This window comes from Wolbachia endosymbiont (group A) of Clivina fossor (genome assembly GCF_964026865.1).
Classification (GTDB): domain Bacteria; phylum Pseudomonadota; class Alphaproteobacteria; order Rickettsiales; family Anaplasmataceae; genus Wolbachia.
Genome location: NZ_OZ034707.1, coordinates 1,238,901 through 1,251,888, shown reverse-complemented (window position 1 = coordinate 1,251,888; position 12,988 = coordinate 1,238,901). Strand labels below are relative to the sequence as shown.

Annotated in this window: 13 protein-coding genes and 2 other RNA genes; 7 read left to right on the top strand and 8 right to left on the bottom strand. The window is 33.7% G+C overall.

Going from position 1 to position 12,988, the window contains the following annotated elements; genetic code table 11:
* From AAGD99_RS06190 to AAGD99_RS06180, 3 genes are all read right to left on the bottom strand, one after another.
* On the bottom strand, positions 1-822 hold the full coding sequence (locus AAGD99_RS06190) for a hypothetical protein (RefSeq protein WP_264731583.1): 822 nt from the start codon (positions 820-822) through the stop codon (positions 1-3).
* 78 nt (positions 823-900) lie between these two features.
* The gene (hemH, locus tag AAGD99_RS06185) at positions 901-1,848 is read right to left on the bottom strand and encodes a ferrochelatase (RefSeq protein WP_253309227.1); all 948 of its coding nucleotides are present in this window, start codon (positions 1,846-1,848) and stop codon (positions 901-903) included.
* A complete protein-coding gene (locus tag AAGD99_RS06180; RefSeq protein WP_341822900.1) occupies positions 1,849-2,709 on the bottom strand; it encodes a hypothetical protein in 861 nt (286 codons plus the stop codon).
* A gap of 113 nt (positions 2,710-2,822) precedes the next feature.
* On the opposite strand from AAGD99_RS06180, the gene ndk reads away from it, so the two are divergent.
* Positions 2,823-3,242, top strand: a complete 420-nt coding sequence (ndk, locus tag AAGD99_RS06175) for a nucleoside-diphosphate kinase (protein WP_341822899.1) — start codon at positions 2,823-2,825, stop codon at positions 3,240-3,242.
* 1,557 nt (positions 3,243-4,799) lie between these two features.
* On the opposite strand, the gene AAGD99_RS06170 is transcribed toward ndk, so the two are convergent.
* Together AAGD99_RS06170 and AAGD99_RS06165 are read right to left on the bottom strand one after the other, a co-directional pair.
* Complete coding sequence (locus AAGD99_RS06170; RefSeq protein WP_341822898.1) at positions 4,800-6,089, bottom strand: folylpolyglutamate synthase/dihydrofolate synthase family protein; 1,290 nt, start codon at positions 6,087-6,089, stop codon at positions 4,800-4,802.
* Positions 6,086-6,676, bottom strand: a complete 591-nt coding sequence (locus AAGD99_RS06165) for an ABC transporter substrate-binding protein (RefSeq protein ID WP_341822897.1) — start codon at positions 6,674-6,676, stop codon at positions 6,086-6,088. The genes AAGD99_RS06170 and AAGD99_RS06165 overlap by 4 nt, the downstream gene beginning before the upstream one ends.
* A gap of 109 nt (positions 6,677-6,785) precedes the next feature.
* Here AAGD99_RS06165 and ssrS point away from each other — a divergent pair.
* The 3 genes from ssrS (at position 6,786) to AAGD99_RS06150 (ending at position 8,180) form a co-directional block, all read left to right on the top strand.
* Positions 6,786-6,947, top strand: a non-coding RNA gene (ssrS, locus tag AAGD99_RS06160) — 6S RNA.
* A gap of 1 nt (position 6,948) precedes the next feature.
* Positions 6,949-7,428, top strand: a complete 480-nt coding sequence (locus tag AAGD99_RS06155; RefSeq protein ID WP_341822895.1) for a type II toxin-antitoxin system RatA family toxin — start codon at positions 6,949-6,951, stop codon at positions 7,426-7,428.
* A 53-nt stretch (positions 7,429-7,481) separates the two neighbouring features.
* Complete coding sequence (locus AAGD99_RS06150) at positions 7,482-8,180, top strand: DsbA family protein (protein WP_253309234.1); 699 nt, start codon at positions 7,482-7,484, stop codon at positions 8,178-8,180.
* 29 nt (positions 8,181-8,209) lie between these two features.
* Here AAGD99_RS06150 and AAGD99_RS06145 read toward each other — a convergent pair whose 3' ends face one another.
* The gene (locus tag AAGD99_RS06145) at positions 8,210-8,488 is read right to left on the bottom strand and encodes a DUF2671 domain-containing protein (protein WP_253309235.1); all 279 of its coding nucleotides are present in this window, start codon (positions 8,486-8,488) and stop codon (positions 8,210-8,212) included.
* 258 nt (positions 8,489-8,746) lie between these two features.
* On the opposite strand from AAGD99_RS06145, the gene AAGD99_RS06140 reads away from it, so the two are divergent.
* A complete protein-coding gene (locus AAGD99_RS06140; protein WP_341822894.1) occupies positions 8,747-9,394 on the top strand; it encodes an O-methyltransferase in 648 nt (215 codons plus the stop codon).
* A 1-nt stretch (position 9,395) separates the two neighbouring features.
* Here the strand turns inward: AAGD99_RS06140 and AAGD99_RS06135 are convergent, their stop codons facing one another.
* Together AAGD99_RS06135 and AAGD99_RS06130 are read right to left on the bottom strand one after the other, a co-directional pair.
* Positions 9,396-10,049, bottom strand: coding sequence for a glutathione S-transferase family protein (locus tag AAGD99_RS06135; protein ID WP_341822893.1), 654 nt, complete (start codon positions 10,047-10,049; stop codon positions 9,396-9,398).
* Between the two features lie 167 nt (positions 10,050-10,216).
* Positions 10,217-11,231, bottom strand: a protein-coding gene (locus tag AAGD99_RS06130) for an IS630 family transposase (protein WP_341822214.1) whose coding sequence is annotated in 2 segments (ribosomal slippage) — positions 10,217-10,765 and positions 10,767-11,231 — 1,014 coding nt in all. Because the reading frame shifts where the segments join, the coding sequence is not laid out codon by codon here.
* Positions 11,232-11,375: 144 nt separating this feature from the next.
* Here AAGD99_RS06130 and ffs point away from each other — a divergent pair.
* Both ffs and dnaX read left to right on the top strand, forming a co-directional pair.
* Positions 11,376-11,465, top strand: an RNA gene (ffs, locus tag AAGD99_RS06125) — signal recognition particle sRNA small type.
* A 21-nt stretch (positions 11,466-11,486) separates the two neighbouring features.
* A complete protein-coding gene (gene dnaX, locus AAGD99_RS06120) occupies positions 11,487-12,971 on the top strand; it encodes a DNA polymerase III subunit gamma/tau (protein ID WP_341822892.1) in 1,485 nt (494 codons plus the stop codon).
* Positions 12,972-12,988 lie beyond the last annotated feature (17 nt).

Sequence of the window (12,988 nt, the reverse complement as noted above, 5' to 3'; positions counted from 1 at the left end):
TTACATTCCCACAGCGTTGCCATCGGGCAGATCATTATCATCATTACCGGGCTGAATATGGTTATGGCCAGCATTATCAAGTTCAGTGGAAGGATCATCATTGACAGGTTGTTGAAACAATTTGTCAAGCTGAACTGCCAGAAATACTGCACTATATATTATGCTAACTGTTACGCTTAAGTTGAAATTATAGATTATACCATTACCTAAGTTTATTGGTATGGTTGCAGTCTCCATTCTTTTTAATATGAAGTTTAACAAACCTAATGACAAAGTTAATGTGCTGATAATAAGGTCCTTCTTACACTTAGCAGACTTTTCAGGATCCTTATTATCTAAGTATTTTCTCCATGAATAATAGTAGCTTATAGGTTCCGAAATAAACAGAAATAGGATCGTTGATGTTAAGTGAATGTGACTTATTACGTCTGCATTACCCCTAGTAAAAAAATGGATGACTTTCAACATCATCAATGCTTCTATGATGCTGCTTGCAAGATTAGCCGATTTACCCACAACTTTTGCCAGCTCTTTTTTACTCTCAGGGTTTCTGTAATCCTTAATTAGATCCTGTAGAGTAAATGCAGAATGGGCAATATATAGAATAGATGTCGGAAACTTTACTAGTCGAGCAACATTCCGTATAAGAAAGATATTGGATCTATTATTGTCAATGAACTCGCAGCAAAATTGCAGTGAAATCTTACACAATAGGGCTGTTAAACCTGTTGTGATGCAGATTACCTTCCTGAAATCATGATCATAAATATCATGCACCTTTTGTGCGAGTATGTTAGATTTCTTTTTTAGCTTGTTTGGCATGAAATAGTTAACAAAATAATAACTCCCTTTTATTCTATCACATAAAAGCCTTGAAGAAAAGCCCTATAAATCAGGACTTTAAGGGTGATTTATGCATAAATCGGCTAAGCATTTTATAAACAAGGAATCAATACTGAGAGTTGGTACGCGAAAATAATATCCATCCTTGATAATTGCTTTATATTCTATATCAAGTTCAACTAGAGTTTCTGAATGCTCAGAAACAAAAGATATAGGTGATAAAACTACAGGTACACCATCAGCTTTTGTACGTGATAGCTCACTTTCAGTGCTTGGCTCTAGCCATTTTACAGGACCAATCTTACTCTGATAACATATTGACCAATCTAAGTTATTGATAGCTAACTTTTCTACTATTAACTCTACGCTTCTTTCTACCTGTGAAGCGTAAGGGTCGCCTTTTTTAATAACGCTAAGGGGCAAGCTATGAGCTGAAAATAGGACTCTTGGCTTACCAATCCTGCTGGCTAATTTGTAGTACTTGGCTATCAAGTTAGTATGAGCCTCAATAAAGTTTTCATTGTCATAATAATGATGAATTATTTTTGTATTGCATTTTAGGCCATGCTTTTTAGCATTTTTTTGCCAATTTTCGATGGATGACAAAGTTGTGGTAGTTGAATATTGAGGGTATAGTGGCAGCAAAATTACTTCATCAGGATCAAACTGTTTTACACTTTTAACAACTTCGTCAGCAAATGGATGCCAATAGCGCATGCAAATGAATACCTTGTGTACATGGTTTCTATCTTCATTTAATTTTAGTTCTAAAGCATTAGCTTGCATTTTTGTATTCTCCAGAATTGGCGATTTACCTCCGATTTCCTCGTATATTTTTCGTGCAGTATTTTCTCGTTTCGCAGATATAAACTTTGCTAAAAGAAACCGAAAGGGATTCGGTAGATTGATTATTCTCCTGTCATAAAAAAGGTTGAATAAAAAAGGACGGACCGCATTTAGTGAATCAGGCCCGCCAAGATTAAATAAGATAACTGCCTTTTTCACCTACGCACTACTACAACAAGTTACTTCTGGGGTGCCTATAAAATTAGCTACACACTCATCAAATTTAGTTATAGGCACTAAATTTCTTACACTGGCATACAATAAGTGGCCTGATCTCTTCAGGTTACTCTTGGTGGATGTGAAGTTCCAATCGAAAAATGTATCGACAAAAAGACTTGGTACCGTTTCAAGAAGTTCAACAGCAGCTAAAGATAGCATTATATAACTTTGCAGGACATTCAGAAGAACCTTGAGGGGAAAAAGTAAAACTTTAACGAAAAGAGAGGTGCTACTTGTTTCATCCAGTAGTCGCCCTGAGTTAGGCGAATTATACTCGGTGTGTTTTCTATTTTGATCAAAGATAGGAAATTTTATAGTATCTTTCTTAAATTCGTCGTCTATTTCTTTTGTACTATGGTTAGTGATTTTTTCCATTAACTTCTCACGCAGATGAAAAGTTCTGACAATAAAACATGTGGCAATCATTAAGGCAGCACATAAAAGTGCGCATTGCATGAGGCTCATACTGCCTAGCATAGCTGGCAGTGCAAAACAAACAAGCGGTGCTATGATTGTCATTTCAAGAAATGGAATAGTGTTTCTTTTCATTGCAAAGGCAGCGCCTTTTTTTAGCTCCGTGTATTGATTATTATTTTTTCCTTGCTTTTGTAGAATATGGTCACACATACCATATTCTAAATAACTTAAAAAAGCCAAATTAAAAGTTAAAAACCCTTTTGCTCCACAAAAAATTGACGATTTCAAGTTATTGACCAATTTTTTAGCAGTAGATTCAGTTTCAACCAGTTGTTTGGTAGTAGATTCAGGTTTTTCATTAGTTTTTTTACAACAAGTATGCATACAATACTCCCTTGATGATTTATTCTTGACTATAAATAAAAAACCTCTTTGATGAAACAAAAATTTGCAATAAAATGAATCTATAAATATACAATCTTATATAAGGAAATAATATGACAATTGAGAAGACACTTTCGATATTAAAACCTGATGCAGTAAAAAATAATATTACAGGCAAGATAAATTCTTACATCGAAAAATCTGGACTAGAAATTATAGCACAAAAAATGATGTTGCTGACAAAAAAACAAGCAGAGCTATTTTATGAAATTCATAAAGATAGGCCTTTTTTTGGGGAATTGGTAGAGTTTATGACTTCTGGTCCTGTGATAGTTCAAGTTTTAGTTGGTGGAAATGCAGTAAGTAAATACAGACAAATCATGGGAGCTACCGATCCAAAGCAGGCAGATAAAGGTACAATCAGGGGTGATTTTGCTGATGACATTAGTGAAAATAGAGTTCACGGCTCGGATAGTCCAGAAAATGCTCGTAAGGAGATAGCTTTCTTTTTTGCTGAACGTGAGTTGGTGTAGTCAAATCAGATTTTCCTATATATAACTAAATTTTCTGGATCCTATGTCAAGCATACATCTGTACGAACGTTGTAATTAACAGGTGGCAAATCCAAGTAGCTGACAACATAGAAACGAAAAAATTCCTTGACAAACTCCGCCAGCCCTCTTATCATGGTACTGAAGGTATTCAGTTATCTTCATCTGTGCAGATTAAACAGCAAAAAAACAACGTACTTGGCGTCTTATTTTTAATTTTTCGCACTATGTGCACCTTATGTCTTCACAACATTTCTAGCTATATAAGCCGAAACGCGCTTACAAAGCGTTTAAGACAGTAGAGAACGCCAATTTGCAGGATTAGAAAGTGACAACTAGCTAACACGGGATTTCTTTTGCCTTTTTTTCTGCTTAGTAAATTTCTTAAACATTTAAACTAAGGTGAGTTGCATTTAAAAGCAGCTAAATTGCAGTGTTTAAGACTTAAAAAACGCCAATACTGAAAATAGACAATGACTAGGGCTTCTTTTGCCTTTTTTTTCGTTTGGTAAATTTCTTAATATTTGTGGCTAAAAGAGCCCAAGAGAGGTCAGTGCTCCTTTTTTTGTCATCTCAGCACCTTCTTCTGTCATCCCAGTGCGTGACACTGGGATCTAGCCTTTATTATTTGGTTGAAATTAAGTCTTCTGGATCCCAGTGTCAGCTACTTTCATAACATCATCATAAAGTAAAATGAGATCCCAGTGTTAGCTACTTGGGTGACAGGGGAAGGTATTAGGATGACACCGTCATAAGGTGAACCAGTGCTCCTTTTTTTGTCATCCCAGTGCGTGACACTGGGATCTAGGAAACTTAACTGCAAGTAATGCATTGGGTTTTGTGAATATGGGTTTTGCGTTATAGAATGAAACACTTTTGGTGAATTTGTAAAGAGAACTAGATCCCAGTGTCACGCACTGGGATGATAGGGGAAGGTATTAGGACGACACCGTCATAAAGTAAAATGAGATCCCAGTGTTAGCTACTTGGATGACAGGGGAAGGTATTAGGACGACACCGTCATAAAGTAAAATGAGATCCCAGTGTTAGCTACTTGGATGATAGGGGAAGGTATTTGGATGACACCGTCATAAGGTGAACCAGTGCTCCTTTTTTTGTCATCCCAGTGCGTGACACTGGGATCTAGGAAACTTAACTGCAAGTAATGCATTGGGTTTTGTGAATATGGGTTTTGCGTTATAGAATGAAACACTTTTGGTGAATTTGTAAAGAGAACTAGATCCCAGTGTTAGCTACTTGGATGACAAGAAAGGGGCTACTTGGATGACAAGAAAGGGGGCTACTTGGATGACAAGAAGGGGGCTACTTGGATGACAAGAGAAGGGGCTGCTTGGATGACACCGCTTGGATAGGTCAGCTACTCAGATGACGCCGCCTGCCATGCAAACTGCAACCCTAAATGTTGGAGCACTGTCGTACACTAAGCGCTGTAATGACAATTTTAGTCGCTTCATACAATACTATAAATAATCAAAGTCATTTTCCCATCGGTCAGTTAATGCTCACATATCATCAAAGTTAGTTATTCTCCATAGCGAAGTCTCTAGCTAGGAACAATGAGCCACAGATTAGTATGGTTTTGATGTTTTGGATAGAGGCTTTTAATATGTGATTTGATATTGCATCGCCAATTGATTCACATTCAACTGCTTTTATTCCTATGTTATTGGCTTTTTCCCTAATCAAATTTGTATTTGTTGCTTTAGGTTCAGACTTAACACAAACCGCACATAGTAGCTTGATATATGGCTTTAAGTGCTCTAAGAACTCTGCCACATTTCTGTTACGAGTAACACCAAAAATTATATAGATACCTTCAGCAAAATTATCTTTTACCCACTTAGCTAACACTCTAGCACCGTCATTATTGTGCGCACCATCTAAAAATAATTGCCAATCTTTCGGTAGTAGGGAAATTAAATTACCCTCTTTTATGAGCTCTAGTCGTGCAGGCCAGTAGGTACGCTGTAAACCTGAAGTGATATCCTCTTCTCCAATATCAAATCCGTATTTTCCACTCAAAATGCTACATGCTGCAATGGCGTTTCCTGCATTGATTATTTGGTGTTCACCCTTCAGAGATGGCAAAGGAAATTCTATTGATTGAATAGCTGATTGGAAAACCATTTTGTTGTTCTTTTTTTTGCAATTCCATTCAAGACCTCCTCTATATAGAGGAGATTTCTTATTTATTGCGTGGTGTTCTAGCGTGTTCATTATAGATTTTTCTTGTGGTGCTATTACGCAAGGAACATTAGGTTTCATTATTCCAGCCTTTTCACCTGCTATAATTTCTACAGTAGGGCCAAGATATTCTGTATGATCAAGTGCAATGGAAGTAATTATTGTTAAAATCGGACTATCTATAACATTTGTTGCATCAAGTCTTCCGCCCATACCTACTTCAACTAAAGTAATATCGGCTTTATGACGAGAAAAAGCTAAAAAAGCTGCAATAGTTGCAGCTTCAAACAGAGTGATAGGTTGTTCTGCAATCACGGCATGGCATTCTTCTAATAAGCTATATAATTCATTATCGTCGATATAACTGCCTGCAATAACTATTCTTTCATTAAAATTCACCAAATGTGGAGAAGTGTATGCATGGACCTTATACCCTGCTGCTTGCATTATATATCTTATAAATGCTAGTGTTGAGCCTTTCCCGTTAGTCCCAGCTATATGAATTACGGGAGGCATTTTTTTCTCAGGATTGTCCAATTTATTTAGAAAGCTTTTTATGCGATCAAGAGAAAAATCCTTTGGTCTACTACCAAGCGGTTTAGGCCAATGAGGCATATATATCATGGATTGTTATTGCATTTTAATTCAGCTATAACGCTTGCTATGCCATGCGTGTCGATTTTTTCACTAAATTGAGAACGTTGATTAATAGCAATACTTATTCCACTCATTACAACATCACTTATCAAGAAAGAACTGTTATTTTTAGTAACTTTAAAATCAATATTTGTAAATTCTTCATCACCGTAAGAAAATCTTGTACCAATTAAGCAAGTTTCATCGTCAACTGCTTTTGTACTCATTATGATCATTTCACTATCATGCATGTATTTATATAAAATTTTAACGCACAAACGCGTAAGATACACTTTATACTCTCTTAAAAAATCTTCTTTTTCTTTTTGTTTAACTAAAGTCCAATGTTTTCCTATAACGAATTGCGATATTCCTTTGAGGTTAACATTATTCTGAATGACCTCCTGAAGCTTTTCGTGTACATGCCCTAGGTTTTTTCTATTTCCTTTTGTAGATATACCATCCACTTGTTGCTTCATAGTATGCACAAAAATTTTGTGATCTGTACAACTAGTGTAAGCTCTTGAAGAAATTGCAATAAAAACAATAATGATTAAAACTTTAGTAATGTTCATAAGATAAACTATAATACTTAAAATGCAAAATTTAATAAAGATTAAATAATAATCGCTGACTTTAATATACCTATAGACATGCCCTGTGTAAATCATCTATAATTCAAGTAAGGGTCTGTGCTATGCGTTATGAGTTAAGTTAAATTTCCCGAGCGATAATTTCTAGAGAAGGGAATTGCCTCTGCTGGTTTCGTTGAAACTAATATGCGATGCCCACCTTAACTTCAGGTCTCAGGAATCTACTAAGGCTGACGGTAGATACGGATCCTTTTTTGATTGGTACTAAATTTATGCTTCATCAATGCAGAGAACAAGGTACCTTCCTATGTTCGCCTAATGAAGTATTCCAAATTGTAATTGATGTTGAAAGGTATCCTGATTTTGTTCCTTGGTGCAAAGCCGTTTATATAAAAGAAAAAATTGACAACCAAATGGTTGTGGATCTTCTCGCAGTTTTTCATGGAATTAAAGGAAAGTACACATCAGAAGTAACCTTTCTTTCTCCAAGTGGAACAAATGAAGGTTGGATAAAAGCTGTATCATCAAATGGAATATTTAAACATCTATACAATGAATGGCAATTCATTCCCATAGATGAAAATAAAACTATGGTAAAGTTTTATATAGAGTTTAAGTTTAAGTCCAACTCATTTTCCACTTTATTAAACTCAGTATATAAATATACACAGAGTAAAATAATTGCTGCATTTAAAGATAGGGCTGAAAGCCTTGCTAAACAAAAGTTATCTTGACATTATTAATATAAATATGTAATTTTTTTAGTAAGTTAAGTGTTTGTATTGTAATGATTTTCAGACTATTGTTTTTACTAATTCTTATGAGTGTTAATTCTTATGCAGTTGTTAAATCCAGTAACCAACATATTCAAAAAGAAACTAATGAAATAACATCAAAGGAGTTACTATCACTATTACCTGATGATAAATTATTAGGAGATCCAAAAGCACCAATTCTAATGATAGAATATGCTTCATTAACTTGCTATCACTGCTCTCTTTTTCATAAGAATGTTTTTCCTAAAATTAAAGAGAAATATATAGACACAGGTAAGATGTTATATATATTTCGTCATTTTCCTTTGGATTACAGAGGGCTAAAGGCTGCAATGCTAAGTCATTGCTACGAAAAACAAGAAGACTACTTTAATTTTAACAAAGCTGTTTTTAACTCAATAGATTCGTGGAATTACTACAATTTAAGTGATTTGACTTTACTACAAAGAATTGCTGCACTAAGCAACTTAAAGCAAGATGCATTTAACCAATGCATTAATGATAAGAAAATTATGGATAAAATCGTAAATGATAAATCACTGGCAATCAATAAACTTGGTATCACAGCCACTCCAATATTTTTCATCAAGCTTAACGATGATGGTAAGTCGTATATAGAGCATAATAAAGTTAAACATGAAGGGTATAAAGAGCTGAAATATCTTACTGATGTGATAGATAAATTATATGGAAAAGCTATAGTGAAGTAATACCACTGTAGCTTACCATATAAAAGACTCTATGCTGAGTCATTGTTTTTCACTACTGTTTGTTGTTTTTTACGCTCAAACTCTCTTTTTTTACTGTGCCAAGTGTAGTAATACATAGCGATTTTATTCTCTATTAATACTATTGTCCCATCATAAAACTGAACCATATCCATAACTTTTCTCTGAGCTTCATTAAAACGTTCTTTATACTTTTCACGATAAGCTGGATTATGTAGTAACATAACCCCTTCATTCTTGTTAGATTTTTTGTTTAACGTTTCAACTTCACTAGCAATAGTATAAGACATATAACCCCCTCTAATTGATTATAAAAATTATATTTTAAAAAGAGAAATGCGCATAAACAATCCCTTTAATTCTAGTATAATAATCGATTATTTATTATACTAGTTAACCATAGTACGATATATAATAATTTTTGTCACTTAAAATTTTATACTATGAAATAATAACTTAAAATAAATGTTTTTATTATTTTAAACTATATTATTATATTTATAAACTGTGTATGAATTAAGCTTCCCTAATTTATAATATAAAACGTAATGCGTAATAATTTTAGTATAAAATTATCATATATAAGAAATCTATTTGCAAAAGAATATAAAAAAATAGAAGAATATTGTATTCTTGAAAAAAAGCAACATATTCAGATTGGCCCTGAAGAAGGAAAGCTATTAAGTTTATTTATAAAAATCCATAAAATCAAAAGTATTGTTGAGATTGGCACGTTATACGGTTATTCGTCGATTTGCATGGCAAAAGCTCTACTGAAAGACGGTCATATATATACAATAGAAAATAATCCTCAACACTCAAGAATAGCAAAAAAAAATTTTAGTGCTTTTAATCTAAGTGATAAAATTATTCTAATAGAAGGTGATGCACTGGAAAAAATTAATGAATTATCAGCAAAGGCACCATTTGACATGATATTCATCGATGCTGACAAAAGTAGTTATCCTAAGTATTTAGATTGGGCAGAGTCATACATTAAACAAGATGGGCTAATCGTTGCAGATAACACTCTATTATTTAATACAGTATTTTTAGAATCGCCTCCAAAAGAAGTATCAGAAAAATCATGGCATGCTATGAGGGAGTTTAATAATAGATTATCAGATGAAAAGAAATATTTCTCTATATTGATTCCAACTGATGAAGGAATGACTGTAGCTTTAAAGCTAACATAAGTTAAAAATCAAGGTCAGCGTAATGTTTAGGAGGGGTTAAACCGGAAACTCTCTCTAATAATATCTCACGAAAACAAGGCTTTGATTTAACAATGGAGTACCATTCTTTTAAAATTTTACTTTTTTCCCATGGAAAACTACTTACATAATCCATTACGGAAATATGCGATGCTAAAGCAATATCAGCCAAAGTGAACTTATCAGTTGCAAGCCAAACGTTCTTGTTAATTAAGTGTTCGATGTATTCCATATGGCAAGGCAGGTTATGCTGAGCTGCATGAAGAAATCTAGAGTCAGGGCTGCGGTTAGTAATTACTTTTTCATTCATAATATACTTAGTAACTTCATTGTAAAATTTGTTGTCGAACCAATTGATTAGAGCGCGTATTTTAGACTTAATAATAGTGGATGAACCAAGTAATTTGACGTCGCTATTGTAAGTCTCTTCTATATATTCACAAATGGCATTACTATCCGCTATTACAAAGTTATTATCTATTAATACTGGTACTTGCCCAGTTAGATTGATCTCCATAAATTCATTCCGTTTTTCCCACGGATTTTCATACACTAGATCGCAGCCTAATTTTTTTTCTTTTAGAAAAGTTCTAACTTTTCGTGAAAATGGACAAAGAGGAAAATGATATAAAATCATAATATTCCTCTTTTGTTATCCCAGTACCTATAGGTTGTTATTCCAGTGTGTGACACTGAAATCCACATCTTTTTTCTCTGGATCCAAGTTGGGATGACAAGAGAAGAGTATTTTAGGTAACAGTTGTTTAATCCAAAGTAATGTTGCAAGAGATCTAATACTAAATCTCATAAATAAGTAGGCAAATAACTCACAGAACAAATGGTTTTGATCGAACTTTCCGTAATATTACGAATGAATGCACATACAGTATCCTCCAATAAACTAACAGAGTCATATATTCTATTTTTAATGAGATTGTCTTTCAAATATTGCCATAAACGCTCTACTGGATTTAACTCTGGTGAATATGGAGGTAAATAGATTAAGGTAATATTTTGTGGTATTTTTAAACCTTTGGATCTATGCCATCCTGCACAATCCACAACAAGAAATGCCTCCCTTGTTCCTAAATATTGTGACATCTGCTCAAGGAATATATTCATACAATCAGTATTGACGTTTGGTACGAATAAGCTAGAACTCTCTCCATTTCTAGGATTAACTGCACTATAGAGATAAAAGTTTTGCCTACCTAATTTTACCTTAACCTGTGTCCTAATGCCTTTTTTAAACCACCCGTGTCCAATCTTTGAATGTGTGCCAAACCGCGACTCATCGAAGAAAAATAGCTCTTTTTCGGGATACGTGACAATAGTTTCATTAAGATTTTTTTTTAAACTCTTCTTGTTTATTTTTATCCTGTTTATTGTGCACAGGCCTTGGAGTAATATACGAAAAACCTAACTTTTGCATCAGTCTATGTGCTGTAGACTTACTTACCTCAATAGAAAACATTTTCTCAATTATGATTTTTAATTTCTTAGCCGTTAGGTTGGCTCCTTCTTCTGCTATGACATTTTTAATTTCTTCTTGCTGCTTGTAGCTCAACTTCGGCTTTACTCCACGTCCTGGTTGTATTTTAAACGCATTGACTCCTCCTTCCTTAAATCTTGTAATCCACTTCATCAATGTAGTTCTAGTAATTCGGTATATTTGAGCAACTTTTGTTATTCCATATTCTTTTGCAGATATTATTGCCTGTAATCTTCTTCCTATCTCTCCTCTTATGCCGTGCTTCTTTAATTCCAGGTTACACTTATTATATAATTCTTCTCCTATTGCTTTACTTTTTCCTGCCATAACTCCCTACTAATTCTTAAATTATTCTATTTTAGAAATTTTTCTTTATTCGTCTATTTATTTTTAGGAATTGGTATAACATATAAATTATTAAGGTTAATATAGGATATACCTTGCTAAATAAAAAAAAAAGTATAATATTTTATAAGGTATGCAGGCAAAAACTCTGTAATTTGGTCAGATCAGAAATGAAGCAGCCATATCAGAACCTTTTTGGGTTGCATACCTATTTCATTATTTGTTTTATCCGAGGCTATGAATATAGCATTAAAACATCGTCCTAGTAGCTTCAAAGATCTAGTAGGTCAAGATATATTAGTGCGTGTATTAGAAAATGCTTTTATTTTAAACAAAATCCCACAGTCTATACTGCTCTCTGGTAGTAGTGGAGTTGGTAAAACCACCACTGCAAGGATAATAGCTTTATGTTTGAATTGTTCCCTGGGGCCAATTTTTGAACCTTGCGGATCATGTGAAAATTGTCTAGCAATAAAAAATTCAAGCCATCCAGATGTAATTGAAATCGATGCAGCAAGTCACACTAGCATTGACGATGTTAAAGTAATCCTGGGAGATATTTGCTATTCACCTATAAGCTCTAAATTCAAAGTCTACATTATAGATGAAGTACACATGTTATCCAGCAGTGCATTTAACGCATTACTTAAAACCCTAGAAGAGCCACCCTCTAGTGTAAAATTCATTTTAGCAACTACAGAAATAAAAAAGATACCAATAACTATTATTGCACGTTGTCAAAGATTTGATTTACACAACATTCCTGTAGCTAAAATAGTAGAACGTTTAAATGATGTTGCACAAAAAGAGAGTTATTCCATTGAAAAGGGGGCATTAGAGTTAATTGCACGACATTCTGGAAATTCAATGCGTAACGCCTTGTTTTTGATGAATCAAGCAGTGCTATATAGCAAAGATGGTGCAATATCCACTAAAAATGTGATAGACATACTTGGCCTAGTGGATAAAGATATTATATTCGATCTATTAGGAGCAATATTAGAAGGTGATTTACAGAAAGCTCTATCAGTGTTTGACAAGGCGATAAAAACAGCAAACCCACTTAGTATTTTTGAAGGTCTATTGCAAACAATTCAGTTAGTATGCCGTTTTTTGATTACAAAAGAAATTGATAATGCAGTTACAGAGTATGAAAAGAACAGGATAAAAGATTTAAGTATAAAGAAGTCTTTAATATTTTTTTCGAGATTGTGGAAGGTGTTGCTTAAAGGTATTCAAGATATAAAAACTTCAACATGCAACGATGTTGCTGCTGAAATGATGTTAATTAGCCTCTGTTATCTTTCTGATCTGCCTTCTCCGGGACAAGTGGTCAAAAAAATTCTTTCGCAGAATGCACAGCAGGGAAATACGCATAGTATAGGAAATGAACAGCAACAAAATTATGATTTTGACAAAGTTTTGCAACTATTAAGGCGGAGTAACCAAATTTATCTTTACAAACAACTGTGTAATAATCTACAATTAATAGATTGTAAACCTGGATATTTAAAATTAAAAGCTGTATCTAAGTTGGATAGTAATTTTTGCAATGATTTAAAAAATTACTTAAACCAGGTGACTCAGCAGGAGTGGGTTATTACAGTTGATACGGGTTATATAAATAGGGAAGTGAGTAATTTAAATTATGCACCTGCAGTTAAGGATATACTTGATATATTTAAAGGTGCAAAAGTAGTTAATATAGAAAATAAGGAGTAAGTTGTGGATTTTAGTCA